This is a genomic window from Serratia sp. (in: enterobacteria) (assembly GCF_052400455.1).
GTDB lineage: Bacteria > Pseudomonadota > Gammaproteobacteria > Enterobacterales > Enterobacteriaceae > Serratia > Serratia ureilytica.
In genome coordinates, this window is record NZ_CP185812.1 from 3,512,682 (window position 1) to 3,538,664 (window position 25,983).

The following is a 25,983-nucleotide window of genomic DNA, read 5'->3' on the forward strand; positions in this document are numbered from 1 at the left end:
ACAGGCACGGCATCCGCCGTGCCTGTTTGCTTTTCAGGCCTCGCTGCGGTTGTAGCGTACCTGCTGGCTGTAATAAGCCAATGTCTGCTCCAGCGTCTCCAGCGTAACCGGTTTCGACAGGCAATTATCCATGCCCGCCTCGAGACAGCGCTGCTTCTCCTCCGCCAACGCGTTCGCCGTCACGCCGATCACCGGCGCGCTGAACTGCATCTCCCGCAGCGCCTGCGTCAGGCGATAGCCGTCCATGTTCGGCATATTGACGTCGGTCAACACAATATCGACGTGGTGCTGTTTCAGTACGGCGAGCGCGTCTACGCCGTCGTTGGCGGTCACCACCTGATACCCCAGCGACCCCAGCTGATCGGAAAGCAGGCGACGGTTGATCGGATGATCGTCGACCACCAGCAGATGAATATCGCCGTTGTCCGTCGCGCTGGCCTTGGCGGGCACCGGCAGCTGCACCAGCGCCTCTGCCGCGCCGTTGCCGACGCCGAACAATCGGTTGATCAAGGTCAGCGTTTCACGCGGCGTAGAGGTGCTGTGCATCCAATAGCCTGGCCGGGTTTCCAGCGACGGGCCGATATGTTCGGTCGAGAACTGGATCTGAGCCAACAGCGGCGTGTTCAGCATCAGCGGATAATCGCTGAGCATCACCTCGTCGGCGGCGGTCTCCTGCCCGTCATAGCGCTGGATATCGGCGCCGTAGCCGCCCAGAATCGCCATCAGGTAGCTTTCCAGCCGCTGATTGCGGATATCCAGCCACAGCCGCCGGCCCTGCCAGGTATCGCTGGCCTGCGGGATCGGGAACTGGGCGTTAAACAATGGAATGCGAATGCTGAACAAGCTGCCCAGCCCCGGTTCGGACTCGACGGAGACGTCGCCGTCCATCAAGTTGACCAATTTCTCGCAGATCGCCAGCCCCAAACCGGTGCCCTGGAAGTGGCGCTGCACGCCGGTGCCCACCTGGAAGAACGGATCGAACAGGCGTGAGATCTCCTTCTCCGGAATACCGACGCCGGTATCGCGCACGCTGAATTCCAGGTAGCTGCCGCGGGTGCAGACCTGCAGCACGATGCAGCCGGTATCGGTGAACTTGATGGCGTTGTTCACCAGGTTGGACAGCACCTGCTGCAGCCGCACCGGATCGCCGAAGATACGCTCCGGCACGTTTTGCTCGATAAAGCAGTACAGCCCCAAACGTTTCTTCACCACCAACGGCAAATAGTTGCCGGCGATATGGGTGATCACCTCCAGGCAGGAGAACTCACGCGGTTCAATCTTCAGCTGCTCGGACTCGATTTTGGAGAAGTCGAGAATATCGCTGATGATTTTCAGCAGCAGCCCGGAAGAGTTGTTCATCGCATTGACCAGCCGATCGACCCCTGGCGGTAACGCCTTGGTCTGCAGCAGATCGAGGTTGCCGATAATGCCGTACAGCGGCGTGCGCAGCTCATGGCTGACGGTGGCCAGGAACATCGATTTAGACTGGCTGGCCTGCTCCGCCGCCGCCGCCATCTCCTGCAGCGACTCTTCCATTTTCACGCGCGCGCTGACGTCCACCAGCACGCAGATCGCCACCTCTTCGTTGCGGTAACGCGAATGGACAAAGCTGATCTGCAGATTATTGTTGTTGCTGGTCATCACATCGACGAAGTTCGCCTGCTGTTCGCAGATGATGCGCGTAATGCGATCGCGATCTTCGTGGGTCAACAGGTTGATGTAGTTGTGCGCCAGTTCGTTACTCAGAATATTGGTGCCATCGCTGATGCGCAGGATACAGATGCCCACCGGCGCCGAGGCGACGATCTTGCGGTTGAACTGTTCGTGTTCTTCCAGCCGGAAGGCATTGTCCTCCGCCGGCAGGAACATCTTGCGCTCAAACAGCCACGCCAGCGTGAACAGCACGATAGCCGACAACAGGTTCAGCAACAGCGCATTGAGGATCAGCATTTTGAAGCGTTCCACCACGCTTTTCACCGGCAGCGCATAAACGATGCTCAGCGATGAAGGCGGCAGCGCTTTTTTCAGGATCAGATCGCGGTAGTTATCGACATAACCGAAGTAAGCATGCTCTTCGGGGTAGCTGTTGAGCGCAGCGGCATAGCGATCGCCATCCGCCAGGCGCAGTATCGGATCGTTGTTTTCATCCAGCAGCGTGACGCCGATCGGCAGGTTGCCGGCGGTGACGAAATCTTCCAGCCGGACGGTTTGCTCGATGCCCAGCAGCGCCTCCAGCTTGTTGCCGATATAGAGAGGCGTCAGCACATACAGATAACCGATGTCAGGCCGCTGCGCGCTGGGACTAATCCAATACAGGTTGTTGTCTTTGTCCAGATTCTTGGCGTTGCGATATTTCAGAATGCGCTCGTGCAGCAACTTCAGCATGTTTTCCCGGTTGGCGACCGCGTTGCCGCCGCCGAATTCCGCCAGACACAGGCTGTCGCCGCCGATAAAGAACACCCGGTTGAGATCGTAGGCTGCCACGAAGTTCTCTTTCCAATACTGGATCAGGCCGCTCAGCGAATCGAGTGAACTGCGGTAAGTGGCGCTCAGGGCGCAGTTAGACTCTGGATACAGCGGATAGAATTGCGGTGGGCTGCCCTTGCCGGGGATCACACCGCTGAACATGTCCAGGCCGCTGACCGAACCGTTGAGGCGGTTTTCCGCCATGTACTTGATGTCGCGTATGATGTCGGCGGAATGGCGAATATAGCCCTGCGCCTGATCGAAATTGAGGTTGTACTCCTGGCGGATGTCCGATTCTTTCTGATGCAGGATATTCAGAATATAAAAGGTGGTGAGCAGCGCTCCCAACGACCACAGCAAAATCGCCAGCACCCGGAACAGATAGCGGGATATCTTCAGCGTAGTTCGAAAAGAGGCTAAATATTTCAATCGGATACCATACGAAAGTCAGTGGCGGCGCGCGTTGTCGCCGGCGCAGCGGCCGGCGGCTCGGTGCGCCAATTAAACCATATAACTGAAAAAGGGCCTAGCATCGCTGCCAGGCCCTTTTGTCTCAGTGCATTACGGTGTCGGCATGCCGACGCCCTCACCTTGCTTAAACGTTGTCGTCGTCCATCGGCTCAGCCGCGTCGTCGCCATCGTCCAGCGGCGTAGTGTCTTCTTCCACCGCTTCCGCGCCCGGTTCCAGGCTGTCCAGCTCTTCGTCTTCCACCGGCTCGGCCACGCGCTGCAGACCGACGACGTTTTCGTCTTCCGCCGTACGGATCAGCGTCACGCCCTGGGTGTTACGACCGACCACGCTGACTTCCGAAACGCGGGTACGCACCAGCGTGCCGGCATCGGTGATCATCATGATCTGGTCGCTGGTTTCCACCTGCACGGCGCCGACCACCTGGCCATTACGCTCGCTCACCTTGATGGAGATAACCCCCTGGGTGGCGCGTGACTTGGTCGGGTACTCGGTGACTGCAGTACGTTTACCGAAGCCGTTTTGCGTGACGGTCAGAATGTCGCCCTCGCCGCGCGGCACGATCAGCGAAATCACGCTGTCGCCTTCGCCGAGGTTGATACCGCGCACGCCGGTCGCGGTACGGCCCATCGAACGCACCTGCGTTTCCGGGAAGCGCACCACTTTACCGTTGGCGGAGAACAGCATCACTTCGTTGGTGCCATCGGTCAGATCGACGCCGATCAGCTCGTCGCCCTCGTTGAGGTTGACGGCGATAATGCCGGCGCTGCGCGGACGGCTGAACTCGGTCAGCGCGGTTTTCTTCACGGTACCGCTGGCGGTGGCCATGAACACGTGACGCCCTTCTTCATACTCGCGCACCGGCAGAATGGCGGTGATACGCTCATCGGCTTCCAGCGGCAACAGGTTGACGATTGGGCGGCCGCGCGCGCCACGGCTGGCTTCAGGCAGTTGATACACCTTCATCCAGTACAGGCGGCCACGGCTGGAGAAGCACAGGATCGTATCGTGGGTGTTGGCCACCAGCAGGCGATCGATAAAGTCTTCTTCTTTAATACGCGCGGCGGACTTGCCTTTGCCGCCGCGGCGCTGAGCTTCATAGTCGGACAGCGGCTGATACTTCACGTAGCCCTGGTGAGACAGGGTCACCACAACATCTTCCTGGTTGATCAGGTCTTCGATGTTGATGTCGGAAGTATTGGCGGTGATCTCGGTGCGACGGCCGTCGTTGTACAGCTCTTTGACCGCCACCAGCTCTTCGCGGATCACTTCCATCAGGCGCTCTGGGCTTTCCAGAATAAAGATCAGCTCGGCGATGAAGTTGAGCAGCTCTTTATATTCGTCCAGCAGCTTTTCGTGCTCCAGGCCGGTCAGTTTCTGCAGACGCAGATCCAGAATCGCCTGAGCCTGCTGCTCGGTCAGGTAGTACTTGCCGTCGCGGATGCCGAACTCCGGCTCCAGCCACTCAGGGCGAGCGGCGTCGTCACCGGCGCGTTCCAGCATGGCGCTGACGTTGCCCAGATCCCACGGCTGAGCCACCAGCGCGACTTTCGCTTCCGCCGGCGTCGGCGCACGGCGAATCAGCTCGATGATCGGGTCGATGTTGGCGAGCGCGATAGCCAGCGCTTCCAAGATATGGGCGCGGTCACGGGCCTTGCGCAGTTCGAAGATGGTGCGGCGGGTGACCACTTCGCGGCGGTGGCGCACGAAGGCTTCGAGGATATCTTTCAGGTTCAGCAGCTTAGGCTGCCCCTGATGCAGCGCGACCATGTTGATGCCGAAGGTAACCTGCAGTTGCGTCAGCGCATACAGGTTGTTCAGCACCACTTCGCCGACCGCGTCGCGTTTGACTTCGATCACGATGCGCATGCCGTCTTTATCGGACTCGTCACGCAGCGCGCTGATGCCTTCTACGCGTTTTTCTTTCACCAGCTCGGCGATCTTTTCGATCAGACGCGCCTTGTTCACCTGATACGGGATCTCGTGAACGATGATGGTTTCGCGGCCGGTTTTGGCGTCGGCTTCCACTTCCGCGCGCGCGCGCAGGTAGACTTTGCCGCGCCCGGTGCGGTAGGCCTCTTCAATGCCGCGACGGCCGTTGATGATCGCCGCCGTCGGGAAGTCCGGCCCCGGGATGTGTTCCATCAGCCCTTCGATGCTGATGTTTTCATCATCGATATAGGCCAGGCAGCCGTTGACGACTTCAGCCAGGTTGTGCGGCGGAATATTGGTGGCCATGCCCACGGCGATGCCCGACGAGCCGTTTACCAGCAGGTTCGGGATCTTGGTCGGCATAACGGCCGGGATCTGCTCGGTGCCATCATAGTTAGGCACGAAGTCGACGGTTTCTTTTTCCAGATCCGCCAAAAGTTCGTGAGCAATCTTGGACATGCGCACTTCGGTATAACGCATCGCCGCGGCGGAGTCGCCGTCGACGGAACCGAAGTTACCCTGACCGTCCACCAGCATGTAGCGCAGTGAAAACGGCTGAGCCATACGCACGATAGTGTCGTAAACCGCGCTGTCACCGTGCGGGTGATATTTACCGATCACGTCCCCGACGACACGGGCCGATTTCTTGTATGGTTTATTCCAGTCGTTACCCAATACACTCATCGCGTAAAGAACGCGGCGGTGAACCGGCTTCAGTCCATCACGAACATCTGGCAGCGCACGTCCGACAATAACGGACATCGCGTAGTCCAGATACGAGTTTTTCAACTCGTCTTCGATGTTTACCGGTGTGATTTCTCTGGCAAGGTCGCTCATGGAGCTGCTATCCCTCTACTAATGATTCATCTGCCCGCTGCCATAGTGGCAAAGGTGTAAAACTATATCACAAAGCACGCTTTACGGGAAAATAACCGCCGCTGTTTCACGGAAATTGTACAGATTAGTGCGCTAAAAACGCATCGACGCAGACGATGCCGCGCCGGAACATGTATAATCCGCGCAACGAGAATAAGGAGCCAGACAAGCCCATGAACGCAGAATCATCCAGCCGAGTGCAAAACGTTGACCACCAGGAAATCGCCAAGTTCGAGGCCGTCGCCTCCCGCTGGTGGGATCTGGAAGGCGAGTTCAAACCGCTGCACCGCATCAACCCGCTGCGCCTGAACTACATCATGCAGCGCGCCGGCGGCATTTTTGACAAGCAGGTGCTCGACGTGGGCTGCGGCGGCGGCATTCTGGCGGAAAGCATGGCGCGCGAAGGCGCCGAAGTGACCGGCCTGGACATGGGCGGGGAGCCGCTGCAGGTCGCCCGGCTGCACGCGCTGGAAAGCGGCGTGAACGTGACTTACGTGCAGGAGACGGTGGAAAGCCACGCTCAGGCCAACCCGCAGCGCTACGACGTGGTCACCTGCATGGAAATGCTGGAGCACGTGCCCGATCCGGCCTCGGTGGTGCGCGCCTGCGCCCAACTGGTGAAACCGGGCGGCCACGTGTTCTTTTCCACCATCAACCGCAACACCAAAGCCTGGCTGATGGCGGTGATCGGCGCGGAGTACGTGCTGAAGATGGTGCCGCAGGGCACCCACGATCATAAGAAGTTTATTCGCCCTTCCGAACTGATCGGCTGGGTCGACGGCACGCCGCTGCGCGAAAAGCACATGATCGGCCTGCATTACAACCCGATCACCGATCATTTCAAGCTTGGGCGCAACGTTGACGTGAACTACATGGTGCACACCCAGCACGAAGGCTGAGCGCTGTAAACCGCGCCGGCCCTGCGTTATCGGGGTTCGGCGCCAACGCGCTGTTAGGAAAAATACCTAATTTCCGCAACTTCGATCAAAATAGCGGTTGTAGACAGTTTTTTAGAATATTAAATCAGATCAATATGCCGTTTTTTTCTAACGTTTAATAAAGCGCCAAACGATCGGTTTTTTCAGTTTTTCAGTAAAATCTGATCTCGCTTATTGACAAGCTTGTCGCGCCAGTCACGGCGCGCACTGCGAACGGCAAGTTACATTTCACCCCCAAGTTATCCACAAATTAGGCCGGTTTTGTTCACTTGCAAACGCCGTTTTTTCTCACTATCTTGTTACCTCACCGACATACAACCCCTATATATAGTGTTTACATACTGAGCAGAGCGACTACACTTCTGCTTAGGGGCACCATACGGACAGGTAAAACACCACATGAACCAAAGTCTGCTTGTAACTAAACGCGATGGCCGTAAAGAGCGCATCAACCTCGACAAAATCCACCGGGTCATCGATTGGGCCGCAGAAGGATTGCACAACGTCTCGGTTTCTCAAGTAGAGTTGCGTTCCCACATTCAGTTTTATGACGGCATCAAAACCGCCGACATTCACGAAACCATCATCAAAGCCGCTGCCGATCTGATCTCCCGCGATGCGCCGGACTATCAGTACCTGGCCGCTCGCCTGGCGATCTTCCACCTGCGTAAAAAGGCTTACGGTCAGTTCGAACCGCCGAAGCTGCACGCTCACGTGACCCGCATGGTCGAGATGGGCAAATACGATAAACATCTGCTGGAAGACTACAGCGCTGAAGAGTTCGAGCAGATGGACTCCTTTATCGATCACTGGCGCGACATGAACTTCTCTTATGCCGCCGTCAAGCAGCTGGAAGGCAAGTATCTGGTGCAGAACCGCGTCAGCGGCGAGATCTACGAAAGCGCCCAGTTCCTGTACATGCTGGTGTCCGCGTGCCTGTTCTCCAACTACCCGCGTGAAACTCGTCTGGACTACGTCAAACGTTTCTACGACGCGATTTCCACCTTCAAGATTTCGCTGCCTACGCCGATCATGTCCGGCGTGCGCACCCCAACCCGCCAGTTCAGCTCCTGCGTGCTGATCGAGTGCGGCGACAGCCTGGACTCCATCAACGCCACCTCCAGCGCCATTGTGAAATACGTTTCGCAACGCGCCGGCATCGGCATCAACGCCGGCCGCATCCGCGCGCTGGGCAGCCCGATCCGTGGCGGTGAAGCCTTCCATACCGGCTGCATCCCGTTCTACAAACACTTCCAGACCGCCGTCAAATCCTGCTCGCAGGGCGGCGTGCGCGGTGGCGCGGCAACGCTGTTCTACCCGATGTGGCACCTGGAAGTGGAAAGCCTGCTGGTGCTGAAAAACAACCGCGGCGTTGAAGGCAACCGCGTGCGCCACATGGACTACGGCGTGCAGTTGAACCGTCTGATGTACCAGCGCTTGATCAAAGGCGAAGACATCACCCTGTTCAGCCCGTCCGACGTGCCGGGGCTGTATGACGCGTTCTTCGCCGATCAGGACGAATTCGAGCGCCTGTACACCCAGTACGAGAAAGACGACAGCATTCGCCAGAAGCGCGTGAAAGCGGTTGAGCTGTTCTCGCTGATGATGCAAGAACGCGCCTCTACCGGCCGTATCTATATCCAGAACGTCGACCACTGCAACACCCACAGCCCGTTCGATCCGCAGATCGCGCCGGTGCGCCAGTCCAACCTGTGTCTGGAAATCGCACTGCCGACCAAGCCGCTGGAAGACGTCAACGACGAAAACGGCGAGATCGCGCTGTGCACCCTGTCCGCCTTCAACCTGGGCGCGATCGACAGCCTGGACGATCTGGAAGAACTGGCGACCCTGGCGGTGCGTTCGCTGGACGCCCTGCTGGATTATCAGGATTATCCGATCAAGGCCGCGCACCGTGGCGCAATGGGTCGCCGCACCCTGGGCATCGGCGTCATCAACTTCGCCTATTATCTGGCGAAGAACGGCGTGCGCTACTCCGACGGCAGCGCCAACAACCTGACCCACAAGACGTTCGAAGCCATTCAGTACTACCTGCTGAAAGCCTCCAACCGTCTGGCGCAGGAACAAGGCGCTTGCCCGTGGTTCAACGAAACCACCTATTCGCAGGGCATCCTGCCGATCGACACCTACAAGAAAGACCTGGATGCGATCTGCAGCGAGCCGCTGCACTACGACTGGGAAACCCTGCGTAAAGAGATCCAGGAAACCGGTCTGCGCAACTCGACGCTGTCCGCCCTGATGCCGTCGGAAACCTCTTCGCAGATTTCCAACGCCACCAACGGCATCGAGCCGCCGCGCGGCCACATCAGCATCAAGGCGTCGAAAGACGGCATCCTGCGCCAGGTGGTGCCGGAGTATGAGCGTCTGAAAGACAACTACGAGCTGCTGTGGGAAATGCCGAGCAACGACGGCTATCTGCAGCTGGTGGGGCTGATGCAGAAATTCATCGACCAGTCGATTTCGGCCAACACCAACTACGATCCGACCCGCTTCCCGGGCGGCAAGGTGCCGATGAAGCAGCTGTTGAAAGACCTGCTCACCACCTACAAGTTCGGCGTGAAAACGCTGTACTACCAAAACACCCGCGACGGTGCGGAAGACGCCCAGGAAGATTTGCAGCCTGCCAAGGCTGGCGATGACGACTGCGAAAGCGGCGCCTGCAAGATCTAAAGTTTGACCTAGCGGGCCGGAATTTTCCGGCCCCTTCATTTAGCCACGTTACGATGGATTCAGGCTTATGGCTTACACCACTTTTTCTCAGACCAAAAACGACCAGCTGCAAGAGCCGATGTTCTTCGGCCAGTCGGTAAACGTTGCGCGTTTCGACCAGCAAAAGCATGAAATCTTCGAAAAACTGATCGAAAAACAGCTCTCCTTCTTCTGGCGCCCGGAAGAGGTTGACGTTTCCCGCGATCGCATCGATTACCAGGCGCTGCCGGAGCACGAGAAGCACATCTTCATCAGCAACCTGAAGTATCAGACCCTGCTGGACTCCATCCAGGGCCGCAGCCCGAACGTCGCCCTGCTGCCGCTGATCTCGATCCCTGAGCTGGAAACCTGGGTGGAAACCTGGTCGTTCTCCGAGACTATCCACTCCCGTTCCTACACCCACATCATCCGCAACATCGTCAACGATCCGGCGCTGGTGTTCGACGACATCGTCACCAACGAAGAGATCAAGAAGCGCGCGAAAGACATTTCCGGCTACTACGACGATCTGATCGAGATGACCAGCTACTATCACCTGCTGGGTGAAGGCACCCACCAGGTGAACGGTAAAACCGTCACCGTCAATCTGCGTGCGCTGAAGAAGCAGCTGTACCTGTGCCTGATGAGCGTGAACGCGCTGGAAGCGATCCGCTTCTACGTCAGCTTTGCCTGCTCCTTCGCTTTCGCCGAGCGCGAATTGATGGAAGGCAACGCCAAAATCATCAAACTGATCGCCCGCGACGAAGCGCTGCACCTGACCGGCACCCAGCACATGCTGAACCTGATGCGTTCCGGCGCCGACGATCCTGAAATGGCGGAGATCGCCGAGGAATGTCAGCAGCAGTGCTACGATCTGTTCGTGCTGGCCGCTCAGCAGGAGAAAGAGTGGGCGGAATACCTGTTCCGCGACGGCTCGATGATTGGCCTGAACAAAGACATCCTGTGCCAGTATGTGGAATACATCACCAATATCCGCATGCAGGCGGTCGGCCTTGGTCTGCCGTTCGAAACCCGCTCCAACCCGATCCCGTGGATCAATGCCTGGTTGGTGTCCGACAACGTGCAGGTAGCGCCGCAGGAAGTGGAAGTGAGCTCTTACCTGGTTGGCCAGATCGACTCGGAGATCAACGCCGACGACCTGAGCGACTTCGAACTGTAAGCGATGGCGACGCCTACCGTAACGCTGCGCGCCGCCGGCACGCAGCTCTCTTGCCCTAACAGTGAAAACTGCCTGCTCGACGTGCTGGAACTGCACGACGTGCAGGTGGAGTACCAATGCCGCTCCGGCTATTGCGGCGCCTGCCGCCTGAAGCTGGTGAAAGGCGAAGTGGCCTACCGCCAACAGCCGCTGGCGTTTATCAACGCCGGTGAAATCCTGCCCTGCTGCTGCATGCCGCTGACGGATATCGAGCTGGAAATGTAAAGTCGGGTGCCGGAAACCGCGCCTGGAGACCAGAAGGCGGGGTTGCCCCCGCCCTAGGATTACCGCTTCACCTCACACGCCAACCTGATCAGGATAGTGATATTTTCCTGGTAGATTTTCAGCTCGCACAGCGAGTCTCTTATCATCCAGATAAATAACAAAACCGTAATACTTACAACGGTTAGCGAGTGAAACACATGCCTTAAGCGCATGCTTGCCTCCTTGCTGTGAAGGGGCTACCATACCGGTGTCTAGGCGGTATGTGCAGCCCCATTCTGATTGAGAGTCAGTCTGGGGCTTTCATCTATCCGCCTTGTCACACAATGCCCAAGACGAACAGTCTCAAGCACCCGTCAAGAGAGTAACAGCATTCCCTCACCGCGAATATCCCCTATAAGATTATGATTAATCAGGGATATATAACTATCCTCAAAGTATTTCCCTTAGCGCCCCTTTCCCGCCGATGTGGAAAAATAACGCGCCGGGGAATCGCCGAAGGCTTTACGAAACATGGCGATAAAATTGCTCGGCGAGGCATACCCCAGCGCCTCCGCAATCTGCAGCACCGTTTCGCCTTCGGCCAGCTTCGCCAACGCATATGACAACCGAGCCTGCTGACGCCACTGGGCAAAACTCAACCCCGTCTCGCCGATCATCAGCCGCCGCAGGGTACGCGGCGACATCGCCCCCCATTCAGCCCACGCCTCCAGTGAACGTTCGCTCCCCGGTTGCGCCAGCAAGGCCTGCAGAACGCCGGCCAGGCGCGGATGGGACGACATCGGTAAATACAGCGGCTCCGTCGGCGCCAGCCGTATCTCGTCACGCATCACCTGCGCCATACGCTCCTGCTCCAGGGTAAGCGCGCTGCGTTTGTCCCAACCTTCCGCACGCTGAGCCAGCGCCTGTAGCACTGCGCTGATGCCGATAACGCAAGGTGTATTCGACAGATCGTGGCAGGCCTCCGGCGCCAGCAGTAAACTCCAGCCGCTCAGCGCGCCGCAAACCTGCACCCGGTGCTCCGTCGCCGGCGGGATCCAACCCGCCCGCTGAGGCGGCAGCACCCAATCGCCCTGCGCCGTGCTTACATGCAGCAAACCGCTTTCAACGCACAGCAACTGCCCGCGCACATGCTGATGCCAGTCGTATTCGCGCGTGCCCAACCGATACTCCCGGCCTGCCGCGTCGCGGCCGCCGAGGGCGATCAGCCAGGGGCCCGTCGACCATTCGCTGCAGTCAGCGTCGAGGGCGTGAAGGTTCGCATTCATATTGGCCACTAATCACTATTTTTAGTCCAGATACCGTTATACCAACCTTTTCCTGCACCGACATAATGAAATGCTTCCGGCCGCGACCGTCTGCGGCCACTGACTCACGAGGGAACATGATGACAACACTCAGCATTGGCATTATCGGCGCCGGGCCCGGCGGCCTGTGTCTGGCTCAGGGACTGCGCCGCTTTGGCATCCACGCCACGGTGTTTGAACGCGACACCACACCGCAAGCACGCGATCAGGGCTACCGGCTGCGCATCGATCCGTCGGGCCAGCAGGCGCTGGCCGCCTGCCTGCCGCCGACGCACTACCGCTTGCTCTGCGCCGGCAGCGCGCAAAACAGCGGCGAGAGCAATCTATGGGATCCGCAGCTTGCCCCGCTCATCGGCCGGCGCCCCGAGCACTGGTTGCCCTCCAGCCAGCACCAAACACAAGAACCGGGCGGCGATCTCGGCATTCATCGCCAAACGCTGCGCGAGATCCTGCTTGCCGGCCTGCAAGACCGGGTGCGTTTCGGCCATACCTTGCGTGAATTTGCACAAACGCCGCAGGGTGTGGAACTTCAGTTCGCCAACGGCGAACACGTGCGGGTCGATGTGCTGATCGCCGCCGACGGCGTCAACTCGCTGGTGCGGCGGCGCTGCCTGCCCGAGGTGGGGCCAGAAGACAGCGGTGCGGTCACCCTCTACGGCAAAACGCCGCTCGATGCGGCGACCCGGGCCCAATTGGCCCCTGAGCTGCTGAACGGCGTATCGGTGATCTTCGCCGACGGCGTGTCGCTGGTGGTTGAACCGATGCGCTTTCAGGCCCCCATGGCGCAACTGGCGGCCGACTACGCGCCCGATTGCCGCCTCTCGCCGGTCGACGACTATCTCTATTGGGCCTGTATCGGTTCGGCTGAACGTCTCGGCGGAGCCCCGGGACTGGAGGAGAACACCGCGTTGCAGGCGCGCATACGGCATATCTCGCAAGGATGGGCGCCCGCCTTGCAAACGGCGTTAGCGCTGGCGGATCCCCTATCGCTCAGCGTGCGGACGGTGCAGGTTACGGCGGCGATGCCGGAATGGCACAGCGAACGCATCGCCTTTCTCGGCGACGCCGTGCACGCCATGAGCCCGGCAGGTGGGCTCGGCGCCAACACCGCGCTGGTAGACGCCGCCAGCCTGGCGGCGCATCTGGCGCACTCAGACAGCGCCGCGCAGGCGCTCAGGAACTACGGTACAGAGCTGCAAACGCGAGGCGCGGCGGCAATACGTCTTTCACGCCTGGCGTCCGAACGGCTACAACAAAACAGTGAGGCAGACAACTCAGCGCCATGAGCGTCACTCGATAATTTCCACCACCTCCAGCCAGGCGTTTTTACCGCACGCCTGGCCCCCATTCAGCCAACGACGCAGCATATCCAGCGCCAGCATCGCCACCGACTCCTGCCGCAGCCGCAGCCCGTGGCGCGACGCGCGATAACGCACGGTCTGGCCAATCCCGCCGCGCGGCGTGTGTAGCGCAATGCTCACCTGCTCATCGCGCATGGCGCTGACCGCCAACGCCAACGGCGCGCCGGTCAATTCCGCCAGCGAGCGGGCGCGCGCCAGCGTCGTTTCCAGCGTTTCGATGCAGTGGGCCGGCAGCAGCTCTCCCCCCGCCAGCGGCGCGCCTTCGCTCTGCAGCTGCAGGTTGATCAAGCCGCCGCTGAATTGCTCGCTCAACGCCAGCTTCAGCCCTTGCTGATTCAGGCGCTGCGTCAGCGTCGCCGGCAACCCGACGGTGCCTTCGAAGATGCAGTTGTCCCCCGCTACCTCGCGCACGCGTCGCCAGGCCAGCTCCATCTCCGCGCGCCGACTTTCCGGCCCGGTCAGCTTCAGCTCAATGATCGGGCTGGACGAGCGGTAACCCAGCACCACGTCCGGCGGCAGCGGCAGGCTGTCCAGTTCGGCGGCCAGATCGCTCTCGGAGGTACCGAACGTCGTCAGACGCAGGCACAGCGGCGGCGCCGGCAAAGTGAAGCGCTGGCGCAGACGCGGCACGATCTGCTGTTCGACCATCACTTTGAATTCCGAAGGCACGCCGGGGGTGAAGAACATCAGGCATTGGTTCAGCTGCAACGCGAAACCGCAGGCGGTGCCCACCGGGTTATCCAGCATTTCCGCATTGGCCGGGATCTGCGCCTGCTTGCGGTTGGAAGGGGCCATCGGCCGCCCGCGCTCGGCGAAATAGGCTTCCATGCGCGCCAGCCAGTCAGCCCGTTCAATCAGCTCTACGCCGCAGGCTTTCGCGGCGGCCAGCGCGCTCAAATCGTCGCTGGTCGGCCCCAGGCCGCCGTTGACAATCAGCACATCGGCGATATGGCTGCGTTCCTGCAGGATCTCGATCAAAGCAGAGAGGCTGTCCCCTACCGTTTCCCGCCCGCTCATCGGCACGCCCTGCTGGAACAGGTAGTCCGCCAGCCAGGCGGCGTTGGTATCAATAATTTGCCCGTGCAGCACCTCATCGCCGGTGCTGAGCATCTCCACCCTTAACATTGATCTCTCCCACATTTTTTGGTCATTCCACTATAGAAGCCCGTAAATAACTTTTCACTAGCCGCCGTCGGATTATTTCCGCCATCGCGTCGTTCATCATGCGCCATGCCGCCCGCAAGGTTGTAAATTTTAATTTACAATGTGCGTAACGCCGGTTTGACACAAATTAGGGCTTCCACTATCCTGCCATCCTCATAAATCGTTACCTATAATTTTCAAAATCTTTCGGCTGGTAGAGAAAAAACGTGAAGAATCGCACTCTTGGCAGTGTTTTTATCGTGGCGGGCACCACCATTGGCGCCGGGATGCTGGCGATGCCGCTGGCGGCGGCCGGCGTCGGTTTCGGCGTCACGCTGGCCTTACTGGCCGGGCTGTGGCTGTTGATGTGTTACACCGCGCTGTTACTGGTGGAGGTTTATCAGCATGAGCAGGCGGATACCGGTCTGGGCACGCTCGCCAAACGTTATCTCGGCGGCGGCGGCCAGTGGCTGACCAGCTTTAGCATGATGTTCCTGATGTACGCCCTCACCGCCGCCTACATTAGCGGCGCCGGCGAACTGCTCGCCACCAGCATCAGCCAATGGACATCGCAGGACTTCCCGGTGTCGCTCGGCGTCCTGCTGTTCACCCTGGTGGCCGGCGGCGTGGTGTGCATCGGCACCCACTCGGTCGACTTGTTCAACCGCATCCTGTTCAGCGCGAAAGTGGTGTTTCTGGTGGTGATGCTCGGCCTGATGTTGCCGAATATCCACCAGACCAATCTGATGACGTTGCCGCTGGAGCAAGGCCTGGCGTTATCGGCCATTCCGGTGATCTTCACCTCATTTGGCTTCCACGGCAGCGTGCCGAGCATCGTCAACTACATGGGCGGCAACATCCGCAAACTGCGTTGGGTGTTCATCATCGGCAGCGCCATCCCGCTGATCGCCTATATCTTCTGGCAGCTGGCGACGTTGGGCAGTATCAGCTCCGACACCTTCGTCGGCATTCTGGCGCAGCAGGCCGGGCTGAATGGCCTGTTGCAGGCGGTGCGTGATGCAGTAGCTTCGCCGCACGTTGAACTGGCGGTGCACCTGTTCGCCGATCTGGCGCTGGCGACCTCGTTCCTCGGCGTTGCGCTTGGGCTGTTCGATTTCCTGGCTGACCTGTTCAAGCGGCAAGATAACGTGCGTGGCCGCCTGCAAACCGGCGCCATCACCTTCCTGCCGCCGCTGGCCTTCGCGCTGTTCTATCCGCGCGGTTTCGTGCTGGCCTTGGGTTTCGCCGCCATCGCCCTGTCGGTGCTGGCGCTGCTGCTGCCTTCGCTGCTGGTGTGGAAAACCCGCCAAAAGCATCAGGCGCAGTATCGCGTCTGGGGCGGCACCCCTGCGCTGGCGCTGGTGTTTGTCTGTGGGGTAACGGTGATCGCCATCCAACTGGGCATCGCCAGCGGCATGCTGCCGGCGGTCGGGTAAGCGACGAAAGACAAGGAATGATAAAGAGAAAGGGGCCGCAATGGCCCCTTTTTGCTGAGCGTCAGAAGCTCAGACCGACACCGACATAAGGGCCATCGGCCAGGGTGTTGTCGCGACGCCCGTCTTTGCCTTCCATCTGCATGTAACGGTAGCCCACGTCCACGCTCAGCGGACGGAACTTCCAGCGCAGGCCGCCGCTGGCTTCGTTATAGGCCTTCACGCCGCTGGTGAAAGACTCAGGGGCAAAGTAACCTTCGCCGTGCAAGCTGAAGTAGCGGTTAATTTCCCACTCCAGGCCGCCGCCCAGCGCCACCGCCCCGCCGCTTTTCCCGTCTTTCGGGCTGAGGTACAGCGCTTTGGCGCCCACGGTCGCCGTCAACGGCCCCAGCGGCACGCCGAAGTTCAACCCCACGCTGCCGACGTTGCCGTCATGGTCGCTGCGCGCCCAGTTGCCGGTCAGGCCCAGACCTGAAGAGCCGGTGCTCATGCCAACGCCCAGGTTGGTGTAGTGTTGCCCGGCTTCGCCCGACACGCTGATGGCGTTCGCCGCGCCGGTCACAAACAGCAATCCTGCCGCGCACGCGACCCAAGTCTTTTTCATCATCTTTCCCTCTGGTTTGTCATCCGTACCGAATGATCGAATCAACGCAAAATAATAACGTCATGAGTCTATACCAAAGCGCAATGAGTATTTAAGGGATAAAAGCGAAAAAATTCTTCAATAATCAAATAAATGTAAAAATTTGCAAACAAAAATCCATATTCGTCAAGGCGATGCCAACGATAACCGAGACCTATTTGCCGTCGCTCGGCAATAGGGCTACAACTAGTAGTGGCTTTGACCAAGGTCAGGGGAAGAAGCCCCGCCAAAGGACTATGCTGATGAACGCTTAAACCGCCCGAGTCTTTACTTAACTGCACTACGATAAGGAGCAAGTGATGAGCAAGAAAGGACTGACCACCGCAGCCGGCGCCCCGGTTGTCGATAACAATAACGTGATCACCGCGGGCAAACGCGGCCCGATGCTGTTGCAGGACGTGTGGTTCCTGGAAAAACTGGCCCACTTCGACCGCGAGGTCATCCCCGAGCGCCGCATGCACGCCAAAGGATCCGGCGCCTACGGCACCTTTACCGTCACCCATGACATCACCCGCTACACGCGCGCCAAGATCTTCTCCGAAATCGGTAAGCAGACCGACATGTTTATCCGCTTCTCCACCGTCGCCGGTGAGCGCGGCGCGGCCGACGCCGAACGCGACATTCGCGGTTTCGCCATGAAGTTCTATACCGAAGAAGGCAACTGGGATTTGGTGGGCAACGATACGCCGGTGTTCTATCTGCGAGATCCGCTGAAATTCCCCGATCTCAATCACGTGGTGAAACGCGATCCGCATACCAACCTGCGTAATCCGGTGTACAAGTGGGATTTCTTCTCTCACCTGCCGGAATCGCTGCACCAGCTGACCATCGACTTCAGCGATCGCGGCATTCCCAAGTCCTACCGCCACATGCACGGTTTCGGCAGCCACACCTTCAGCTTTATCAATGCCGCCAACGAGCGCTTCTGGGTGAAATTCCACTTCCGCTGCGAACAAGGCATTGAAAACCTGATGGATGAAGAAGCGGAAGCGATCATCGCCAAGGATCGCGAAAGCTCACAGCGCGATTTGTTCGATGCGATCAAACGCGGCGACTTCCCGCGCTGGAAACTGCAAATTCAGATCATGCCGGAACACGAAGCCTCGCAGACGCCGTATAACCCGTTCGATCTGACCAAGGTCTGGCCGCACGGCGACTACCCGCTGATCGACGTCGGCTTTTTCGAGCTGAACCGCAACCCCGACAACTACTTCTCCGAGGTCGAGCAGGTGGCGATGAACCCCGCTAACGTGGTGCCGGGCATCAGTTTCTCGCCGGATAAAATGCTGCAGGGCCGCCTGTTCTCCTATGGCGATGCGCACCGCTACCGCCTGGGCGTCAACCACCACCAGATCCCGGTGAACGGCGCCAAATGCCCGTTCCACAACTATCATCGCGACGGCGCGATGCGCGTGGACGGCAACAGCGGCAACGGCGCAACCTACGAACCGAACAGCTTTGGCCTGTTCCAAGAGCAGCCGGACTTCAGCGAACCGCCGCTGAGCATTGAAGGCGCGGCCGACCACTGGAATCATCGTGAAGACGACGATTACTACAGCCAGCCGCGCGCGCTGTTCAACCTGCTGAGCGCCGAAGAGCACCAGCGCATGTTCACCCGCATCGCCGGCGAACTGTCGCAGGTGCCGGAACACATCCAGCGCCGTCAGGTCGAGCTGTTCACCAAGGTGCACCCGGACTACGGCGCCGGCGTCGCCAAGGCGTTGGGACTGAAATAACCCGCCGCCATCATTCGCTCAGCCGCCCTTTCGGGCGGCTTTTTTTATGCCTGACGCAGGCGCTCCGCCACCCACGCCTGCAACCGGCGGCGCGAAATCTTGATGCCGCCGTTTTTCAGCTCGTCAGGCAGCGGAAGCAATGCCGTCGGGCGTTGGAAATTGGCGAGCTTATCCTGCGACCAGGCGAGCAGCGTCGCCAGCGACAGCGACGGATCGCCGTCGATCACCGCCACCGGCCGCTGACCGAATTCGGCGTCCGCCACCGGCACGACAAACGCCTGTGTGATCTGCGGATGCGCCGCCAGCACGCGTTCGATATCTTCCGGCTGCACCCCTTCGCCGCCGCTGAAAAACAGGTTGTCCAGCCGGCCGAGAATTCGCAGTTCCCCCTCGATCATCGCGCCGCGATCGCGGGTCGGGAACCAGTCCTGCTCATCGGCCAACGGCTGCAGATGCCCATGGCGCCAGTAGCCGAGCGCCAGGCTGTCGGCGCGGATCCAGACCTCTTCATCCACCAGTTTTACTTCGCGGCCATCGAGCGGCAGGCCGACGCCCGGCCGCGCATCGGCGCGCTTGGCGCACACCGTGGAGGCCAGTTCGGTCAGCCCGTAGCCGCACCAGCAGCGGATCCCCGCCGCCTCCGCCCGCTCGGTCAGTTCCACCGGGATCATCGCGCCGCCGAGCAGCACCGCCTTCAGCGTCATGCCCGCCAGCGGTTGCGCCAGCAGCCGCCACAGCTGGGTCGGCACCAACGAGGCATGCGTGCATCCCGCCAACGCCTCGTTCAGCGGGTGCATCTCGCGCACCGCCAACCGGGCGCCCGCCGCCAGCCAGCGCCAGACAATGCCCTGTCCGGAGACGTGAAACAGCGGCAATGACAGCAGCCAGCAATCCTCGCGCTGAAACGCCATCAGCCCCAACACCCCGGCGGCGCTGGCCAGATGGTTGGCATAGCTGTGCGCGGCCGCTTTCGGCATGCCGCTGGAACCGGAAGTCAACGTCAGCGTCGCCAGACGCTGCGCATCCCACGTCGGCAGGTTTGGCCAACGCGGCTCGGTCGACGGCGGGGTCAATCGAATCACGTCTTCCGGCAGCGCCGGCAACGAGTCCGGGCCGAAGACAAAGGTCATATCCAATTCCGGCAATAGCTGCGCCAGCAGCGGCGTCGGCAAGGCGGGATTGAGCGGCAACAGGCGTGCGCCGCACTGCAACAGCGCCAGATAGGCCAGCAGCAGTGGATAGCTGTTTTTACCGCACAGCGCCACGCCGCAGCCCGGTTCAACGCCCTGATGCTGGAAATCCGCCGCCAGCTCATCCACCTGGCTCTGCAACGCCAGCCAGCTCAGCGGTTGTTCGCCGAGCATCAGCGCCGTCGCCTGCGGCTGAGTGCGCGCCCAGTGTCGCCACGGCCAATCGTTCAACGGCGCCATAGGCACTCCAGCGCCGAGACATCCAGCAGCGGCAACGCGCTGCCCGGCCACGGGCGCAGCACCTGCGCCTGCATCAACCCCAGCGTGTCCAGGCCCGGCACGGTATCCGGCGTCAGCCAATGGGCGATGCGCGCCAGCTGGGTCAACCCCAGGCTGGATTCGAGGCTGGAGCTGATCACCGCCGTCAGGCCCGCCGCGTGCGCCTGCGCCACCAGCGTCTGGCAACGCGCCAGGCTGCCGACCAGCGTCGGCTTGATCACGATGGCCGCCACGCCCGGCTCGGCCTGCACCACAAAGTCCGCCTCCCGCACGCTCTCATCCCAGGCGATGGCGATACCGGTCGCCCGGGCGAAGTCGCGCGATTCATCACGGGTCTTGCAGGGCTCTTCCAGGAAGGCGATGCGATCGCGCCACGCCGGGTTAACGTACCTGGCGAAGCCGTCGGCCTTGGCGCGGGTCCAGCTGCGGTTGGCGTCCAGCCGCAGCCGCAGATCCGGCAGTGCCTCCAGCAACACGTTGACGATCATGCCGTCCCGCACCGCCTCATACAGCCCCACCTTCACCTTGGCGACTTTCTCGCCCGGCAAAGCGCTCAATGTCTCGAACAGCTCATCCGGATCGCCGGAGCACAGCGGCGCCTTGCGAAAATCCGCCTGCATCGGCAAACGCTGCTCCAGCTCGGCCTGCGCACAGCTGAGCCCAAAGGCCACCGAGGGCAGCGCGCTGTGCTCCGGTTCGTTGCCCGCCAACCACGCCTGCAGCCAGCCCAACGCGGCCTGTTCGGCCTGCGCCGGCGTTTCCCGGCTGAATTCCGGCAGCGGCGCGATCTCGCCCCAACCTTCACGCTCGCCCTGACACAGCTGCACCACCCATCCGTCACGCGTTTTCAACCGTTGATTGCGCAGCACCACGCCCGCCTCCATCGGCAGGCTGTAACGGTATAGCGCCGCGCTGCGGTTTGCCCCGCTCATTACGGGTTACGCTTGAATTTGCTGAAGTCCGGTTGGCGCTTCTCGTTGAACGCGTTGCGCCCTTCCTGCCCTTCGTCGGTCATGTAGAACAGCATGGTGGCGTTGCCCGCCAGCTCCTGCAAACCGGCCTGGCCGTCGCAGTCGGCATTCAGCGCCGCCTTCAGGCAGCGCAGCGCCATCGGGCTGTTCTGCAGCATTTCGCGGCACCAGCGCACCGTCTCTTTTTCCAGATCGGCCAGCGGCACGACGGTATTGACCAGGCCCATGTCCAGCGCGGCGGCGGCGTCGTACTGGCGGCACAGGAACCAGATTTCGCGCGCCTTCTTCTGGCCGACGATGCGCGCCATGTAAGACGCGCCCCAGCCGCCGTCGAACGAGCCCACTTTCGGGCCGGTCTGGCCGAAGATGGCGTTATCCGCCGCGATGGTCAGATCGCACATCATGTGCAGCACGTGGCCGCCGCCGATCGAATAGCCGGCCACCATCGCCACCACAGGCTTCGGGCAGGTGCGGATCTGGCGCTGGAAGTCCAGCACGTTGAGGTGATGTACGCCGCTGTCGTCGCGATAGCCGCCGTAGTCGCCGCGCACTTTCTGATCGCCGCCGGAGCAGAAGGCCTTATCGCCGGCGCCGGTCAGAATAATGACGCCGATGCCGTCGTCGTAACGGGCGTTGGCCAGCGCGTCGATCATCTCTTTGACCGTTTGCGGACGAAACGCGTTGCGCACCTGCGGCCGGTTGATGGTGATTTTGGCGATGCCGTCGGCGGACTTGTGATACAGAATGTCTTCGAAATCGCCGGTGCAATCCTGCCAGGCGATGGCGGCATACAGGTGTTCTTCATTCGGATAAAGCATGTTCGGTTCCTTTAACCAGGGTTAACGAGAAAGGTCTGCAGCTCGGCGACGAAATCCTGCGGATTGGCCAGATGCGCGTTGTGGCCGGCCTGCGGCACGATGCGCAACGGCAACCCGGCGTCGCGCGCCAGCCGTTGAAATTTGGGGTCGTTCTCACCGCACAGCACCCGCAGCGGCACGGTCAGTTGGCGCAGCTGCGGCGCCAGATAAGGCTGTCTGCCGAGCGAGGTGGCTTCGAGCATGTCGGCAATCGCCGGGCCGCTGTTGACCGAACGTGCGGCGATCAGCGCCTGGCGGTGCACATGGCTAAGCTCTTTGAACACCGGCTGCTGATACCAGTCCGCCAGGACTTCGGCAATCGGCTCACTGCGAAAACGCGCCGCCCATCGCGTATCCTGCTCGCAACGATCGCGGCGCTGTTGTTCGTCCTCAAGCCCCGGATTGCCGCCCTCGACGATCACGCCTTGCAGGCCGTCATGGCGGCCGTGGCAAGCGTGATACATGGCGATGCGCCCGCCGAGCGAGTAGCCCACCAGCCAATAACGTTCAATATTGCGCAGTTGCAGGGTCGCGGCGATTTGCGCGCTGATGTCGTCGAAGCCGCGGCAGCTCACCGCCACGGAATCGCCGTGGCCGGGCAGATCGATGGCCAGCGACGGCCATTCCGGGCAACGCGCGGCGATCACCCGCCATTCATTGTTGTTGCCCAGCAGGCCGTGCAGCCATACCAGCCACGGACGCCCCGCTTCGCCCTGTTGCAAAATTCGCGTCGCCAGCATCATTGCACCGCCATCTGTTGCACCAGGTATTGCAGGCTTTCGGCCCCTGCGCTCGGCGACACCTGCAGTTCTATCAGCGTGGCGCCGCCGCGCCGCCAGCCTTGCTCAACCGCCTGTTGCAGTTGGCGCCAGTTTTCCGGCCGCGCGTAGCCAAGCTGGAACATCGCCGCCGCGTGGCTGAACTCGACGTTCTGCGGCATGCAGTAAAAGCGTTGGCGCTCCTCGTCCGGCGTCGGCAACAGCGAGAAAATTTGGCCGCCGTTGTTATTGACGACGATCAGCACCGTCGGCGCCGAACAGTGGCGCAACAACGCCAGCGCATTGAGGTCATACAACGCGGAAAGGTCGCCCACCACCGCCAACGTCGGCCTGGCGGTGGCGCGCTGTACGCCGGCGGCGGTGGAAATCAGACCGTCGATGCCGCTGGCGCCGCGGTTGCTGAATACCGGGTAAGCGACAGGCAGCGTCGTTAACGCGTCGATCAGTCGCACCACCAGGCTGTTGCCGAGAAACAGCTGGCCGTTCTCCGGCAGCAGTTCCGGCAGGCGGTGCGCCAGCTGCGCTTCGCCAAAGTTATCGTGCAGATGCGTGGACGCCGCCGTCAGCGCCTTATCCGCCAAGGCCGCCAGCCCGGCGGCCCACGGCGCGCGCGGTTGCGCCGGATGCTGCGCCAACCACTGCGCCACCCCGGCACGCAGACGCCGCCCCCGGTGCTGGGCTGGATCGAGCCGCCCCGGCAGCTCGTCGATAACCCAATACTCTTCCGGCCGACACTGCGCCTGCCACTGCAGCAAGCGTTTACCGGTCAGACTGCCGCCGAACTGCACCACCAGCTGCGCGTCTTGCAACACGCGCTGTGCCTGCGGATGAGCGAGCCATAAATCGGCGCAGGGCAGCGGTTGCCCGGTCTGCGACAGCACATCGCCGATCAGCGGCCAGCCCAGCGTCTCAGCCCAGTCGGCCACCTGTGCGCCCTCTTCCGCGCTCATGCGGCCGGCCAGCACCACGCCGCGTTTTTGCCGCCAGAAGAACCAGTCCGGCTGCGGCGACGGCGCCGCACGCGTCTCGCTTTCCTGCAGCCAAGGCCGATCGCTCTGCCACCAGTCGCCCAGCGCGGCGGACCAATCGGCATACAGACGTTCATCGCCGCCGTACAGCGGTTCGGCGAACGGGCAGTTGATATGCAACGCGCCGTGCTGCAGGCGCGCCATCGCGCTGTCGACGCTGGAGGCCAGCCACGCGGCCGGAATATCCGGCGTAGGACGCGGCAGATCGATCGCCAACGTCGGGTGGCTGCTGTAGAGGCCGTTTTGACGGATCGCCTGATTGGCGCCGCAGTCGATCAGTTCCGGCGGCCGATCGGCGGTGAGAAACACCAGCCGCTCACCGGTCAGGCCGGCCTCGATTAAAGCCGGGTAAAGGTTCGCCGCCGCGGTGCCGGACGTGACAATCACCGCTACCGGCTCACGCGCCGCCTTCGCCAGCCCAAGCGCCAAATGGCCAAGCCCGCGTTCATCAAAGTGGGTATGACAGATAAAAGATCGGTTGGCCGCAGCGGCCAGCGTCAACGGCGTGGAGCGCGATCCCGGAGCGATACAAACATGCCGCACCCCATGGCGGGCCAGCGCCTCGAGCAGCACAGCCGCCCACCGGCGATTAAAAACACTTGTCGACATAGTTCGCTCACAAGTCAGTTAGCAGAGATCGTCCCCGGCGCAGCCGACGGACGCCGCGCCTGTAGTTACGCTCTGTATTATATGAGGTGTTATTTTCACGGCTTTTGCGCCAGCGCAAAAACGCCGTATATCCCTGGGTGTTTACACCAGATAATTATTTGATTTAGAACAAAAAACAAACAATAAATACACAAACACTTTACACCTGCGGCGACATGGCCTCAATTCGTCCGCACAAAAAACAGGGGAATAGCGCCCCGCCTGCGGCGGCTAGCGGAAAGTATAGGCGGGATATGGAAGAACTATCGGAGAAACAGCGGGATGAAGCACACAGTCTGCAGAAAAGAACGAGGCGGCTTGCGCCGCCCCTGGGGCGTGATTTATTTGCGGGCCAGCAGCAGCCCCAGCACCAGCCCGACGGTGGCGCCGATGCCCACGCTGTGCCAGGGTTTATCCCGCACATAGTCGTCGGTGCGGTGCACCGCTTCTTTGGCGCGGGCATAGTAGGATTCGCCGGTGTTCACCCAGCGCGCCTTGACCTCACTCAGCGCCTGCTCGGCGTGCGACTTGATGTCGATGTAGGCCTGATCCGCGCGATCGCCGCTGTATTGCAACACTTCTTCCAGCGTTTCGGTCAGCATTCTCAGATCGTCATCCAGCGTAGTTTGCTCAGCATCCGTATGTCTTGCCATCGTGAGATCTCCGTGGTTGAAAAATTAAGCGTTCCTACACTATAGACAACGATCGTCACCTGCGGCCATCGGACTTTTACCCTAAAACACTAATTGCACCTTGGCGGCCTGGCGCTTGTCGCCGGCAAACTCCAGCGCCTGCGCCAGTTGGTCCCCGGCGAACTCCGCCGACAGCAGCGGCAGCGGATCGACCACATCGCCGGCCAGCCAGGCCACCGCCAGCGCGAATTCCTCCACGAAGCGGAAGGAGCCGAGCAGATTCAACTCCTTGGCGATCAACAGCATCAGCGGGAAATCAGGGAAGCTGCCGCCCATCCCGACCTGCACGACGGTGCCCTTGGCGCGCGTGACTTCCAGGCAGCGCTGCAGCGACGTCGGATGCCCTGCTGCCTCGAAAGCGATGTCGAAATAGCCTTTGTGTTGCTGATATACGCTGAAATCGTCGTCTGCAGCATGCAGACAGCGGTCCGCCCCCATCTGGCCGGCGAGCGCCAGACAGCGCGGGCTGAGATCGGCGCAGACGATCTCGGCGGCGCCCAGCGCTTTCAGCGCCGCCACCAGCAAACAGCCGATCGGGCCGACGCCGGACACGAAAACCGTTTTACCCTTCACCGCGCCGGGCTGTTTCGCCGCGTGGATCGCCACCGCCAGCGGTTCGGCAAATACCATCACCCTGTCGTCGCGATCGGCGGCGTAAGGAATGCACTGCGCACTATCCACCACCTTGTATTGGGTGAAAGCACCGTCGACGTGCGGGAAATACATCGCGCTGCCGAAAAAGCGCATCTCGACGCACTGATTGCTTTGCTGCGCCAGACAATATTTGCACTGCCCGCAGGGTTTGCTGGGATTGAGCGCCACCTTCTGCCCGATCGCCAGCTGCGGCGAATCGCTGGCGACCACCTCGCCGATCGCCTCGTGGCCCAGCACCATCGGCTGGCGTACCTGAAAATTGCCGACCTTCCCTTCCTGAAAGTAATGCAGATCCGAGCCGCAGATGCCGCCGCGGCGGATTTTCACCAGCGTGCCCTGCCCCTGATAATTCACTTCTTGCGCGATCACCGCCACGTCTCGTTTGCCGTTGACCATGCAGGACTGGGTTTGAATTTTCATCTCAACACTCCACG

20 protein-coding genes are annotated in these 25,983 nt (G+C 60.9%); 7 read left to right on the forward strand and 13 right to left on the reverse strand.

Translation table 11 applies throughout. The annotated features are described in order from the left end of the window. Window positions 1-33: 33 nt before the first annotated feature. The gene (rcsC, locus tag ACORQT_RS17035) at window positions 34-2,895 is read right to left on the reverse strand and encodes a two-component system sensor histidine kinase RcsC (RefSeq protein ID WP_042785084.1); all 2,862 of its coding nucleotides are present in this window, start codon (window positions 2,893-2,895) and stop codon (window positions 34-36) included. Window positions 2,896-3,061: 166 nt separating this feature from the next. Next, a complete protein-coding gene (gene gyrA, locus ACORQT_RS17040; protein WP_033643840.1) occupies window positions 3,062-5,704 on the reverse strand; it encodes a DNA topoisomerase (ATP-hydrolyzing) subunit A in 2,643 nt (880 codons plus the stop codon). A 212-nt stretch (window positions 5,705-5,916) separates the two neighbouring features. On the opposite strand from gyrA, the gene ubiG reads away from it, so the two are divergent. The 4 genes from ubiG to yfaE all read left to right on the forward strand — a co-directional run bounded on the left by ubiG (window position 5,917) and on the right by yfaE (window position 10,831). Then, on the forward strand, window positions 5,917-6,642 hold the full coding sequence (ubiG, locus tag ACORQT_RS17045) for a bifunctional 2-polyprenyl-6-hydroxyphenol methylase/3-demethylubiquinol 3-O-methyltransferase UbiG (RefSeq protein WP_033644327.1): 726 nt from the start codon (window positions 5,917-5,919) through the stop codon (window positions 6,640-6,642). A 438-nt stretch (window positions 6,643-7,080) separates the two neighbouring features. Next, a complete protein-coding gene (gene nrdA / locus ACORQT_RS17050) occupies window positions 7,081-9,369 on the forward strand; it encodes a class 1a ribonucleoside-diphosphate reductase subunit alpha (protein WP_033632525.1) in 2,289 nt (762 codons plus the stop codon). Between the two features lie 67 nt (window positions 9,370-9,436). Beyond that, window positions 9,437-10,567, forward strand: a complete 1,131-nt coding sequence (gene nrdB, locus ACORQT_RS17055) for a class Ia ribonucleoside-diphosphate reductase subunit beta (protein ID WP_019453694.1) — start codon at window positions 9,437-9,439, stop codon at window positions 10,565-10,567. Window positions 10,568-10,570: 3 nt separating this feature from the next. Further along, complete coding sequence (yfaE, locus tag ACORQT_RS17060; protein ID WP_015378558.1) at window positions 10,571-10,831, forward strand: class I ribonucleotide reductase maintenance protein YfaE; 261 nt, start codon at window positions 10,571-10,573, stop codon at window positions 10,829-10,831. 59 nt (window positions 10,832-10,890) lie between these two features. Here the strand turns inward: yfaE and ACORQT_RS17065 are convergent, their stop codons facing one another. Then, entirely contained in the window at window positions 10,891-11,043 is a 153-nt protein-coding gene (locus ACORQT_RS17065) for a Hok/Gef family protein (RefSeq protein ID WP_122004452.1), read from the reverse strand. A 231-nt stretch (window positions 11,044-11,274) separates the two neighbouring features. Continuing rightward, entirely contained in the window at window positions 11,275-12,096 is an 822-nt protein-coding gene (locus ACORQT_RS17070; protein ID WP_033651927.1) for an AraC family transcriptional regulator, read from the reverse strand. A gap of 116 nt (window positions 12,097-12,212) precedes the next feature. On the opposite strand from ACORQT_RS17070, the gene ACORQT_RS17075 reads away from it, so the two are divergent. Further along, window positions 12,213-13,421: an FAD-dependent oxidoreductase gene (locus ACORQT_RS17075; RefSeq protein WP_420067087.1), complete on the forward strand. Its 1,209-nt coding sequence runs from the start codon at window positions 12,213-12,215 to the stop codon at window positions 13,419-13,421. A 3-nt stretch (window positions 13,422-13,424) separates the two neighbouring features. Here the strand turns inward: ACORQT_RS17075 and ACORQT_RS17080 are convergent, their stop codons facing one another. Beyond that, window positions 13,425-14,621 carry a nicotinamide mononucleotide deamidase-related protein YfaY gene (locus tag ACORQT_RS17080; RefSeq protein ID WP_033651929.1) on the reverse strand — a complete coding sequence of 399 codons (1,197 nt, stop codon included), beginning with the start codon at window positions 14,619-14,621 and terminating at the stop codon, window positions 13,425-13,427. Between the two features lie 245 nt (window positions 14,622-14,866). Between ACORQT_RS17080 and tyrP the strand changes: the two genes are divergently transcribed. Further along, the gene (gene tyrP / locus ACORQT_RS17085) at window positions 14,867-16,075 is read left to right on the forward strand and encodes a tyrosine transporter TyrP (protein WP_164057612.1); all 1,209 of its coding nucleotides are present in this window, start codon (window positions 14,867-14,869) and stop codon (window positions 16,073-16,075) included. A gap of 61 nt (window positions 16,076-16,136) precedes the next feature. Here tyrP and ACORQT_RS17090 read toward each other — a convergent pair whose 3' ends face one another. Beyond that, on the reverse strand, window positions 16,137-16,676 hold the full coding sequence (locus ACORQT_RS17090; RefSeq protein ID WP_033643844.1) for a YfaZ family outer membrane protein: 540 nt from the start codon (window positions 16,674-16,676) through the stop codon (window positions 16,137-16,139). Between the two features lie 338 nt (window positions 16,677-17,014). On the opposite strand from ACORQT_RS17090, the gene katA reads away from it, so the two are divergent. Next, on the forward strand, window positions 17,015-18,451 hold the full coding sequence (gene katA, locus ACORQT_RS17095; protein ID WP_033651930.1) for a catalase KatA: 1,437 nt from the start codon (window positions 17,015-17,017) through the stop codon (window positions 18,449-18,451). Between the two features lie 44 nt (window positions 18,452-18,495). On the opposite strand, the gene menE is transcribed toward katA, so the two are convergent. The 7 genes from menE to idnD all read right to left on the reverse strand — a co-directional run bounded on the left by menE (window position 18,496) and on the right by idnD (window position 25,969). After that, on the reverse strand, window positions 18,496-19,881 hold the full coding sequence (menE, locus tag ACORQT_RS17100) for an o-succinylbenzoate--CoA ligase (protein WP_164057611.1): 1,386 nt from the start codon (window positions 19,879-19,881) through the stop codon (window positions 18,496-18,498). Continuing rightward, window positions 19,869-20,852, reverse strand: a complete 984-nt coding sequence (gene menC / locus ACORQT_RS17105) for an o-succinylbenzoate synthase (protein ID WP_164057610.1) — start codon at window positions 20,850-20,852, stop codon at window positions 19,869-19,871. Before menC ends, menE begins: the two co-directional genes overlap by 13 nt. Then, a complete protein-coding gene (gene menB, locus ACORQT_RS17110; RefSeq protein WP_033639797.1) occupies window positions 20,852-21,709 on the reverse strand; it encodes a 1,4-dihydroxy-2-naphthoyl-CoA synthase in 858 nt (285 codons plus the stop codon). The genes menC and menB overlap by 1 nt, the downstream gene beginning before the upstream one ends. Window positions 21,710-21,720: 11 nt before the next feature. After that, window positions 21,721-22,491 (reverse strand): 2-succinyl-6-hydroxy-2,4-cyclohexadiene-1-carboxylate synthase, encoded by a 771-nt coding sequence (gene menH / locus ACORQT_RS17115; RefSeq protein WP_116286706.1) that lies wholly within the window; start codon window positions 22,489-22,491, stop codon window positions 21,721-21,723. Continuing rightward, window positions 22,488-24,164 (reverse strand): 2-succinyl-5-enolpyruvyl-6-hydroxy-3-cyclohexene-1-carboxylic-acid synthase, encoded by a 1,677-nt coding sequence (gene menD / locus ACORQT_RS17120; protein WP_042785093.1) that lies wholly within the window; start codon window positions 24,162-24,164, stop codon window positions 22,488-22,490. The genes menH and menD overlap by 4 nt, the downstream gene beginning before the upstream one ends. 380 nt (window positions 24,165-24,544) lie before the next feature. Beyond that, on the reverse strand, window positions 24,545-24,856 hold the full coding sequence (gene elaB / locus ACORQT_RS17125; RefSeq protein WP_033643850.1) for a stress response protein ElaB: 312 nt from the start codon (window positions 24,854-24,856) through the stop codon (window positions 24,545-24,547). 81 nt (window positions 24,857-24,937) lie between these two features. Further along, the gene (gene idnD / locus ACORQT_RS17130) at window positions 24,938-25,969 is read right to left on the reverse strand and encodes an L-idonate 5-dehydrogenase (RefSeq protein WP_033643851.1); all 1,032 of its coding nucleotides are present in this window, start codon (window positions 25,967-25,969) and stop codon (window positions 24,938-24,940) included. Window positions 25,970-25,983 lie beyond the last annotated feature (14 nt).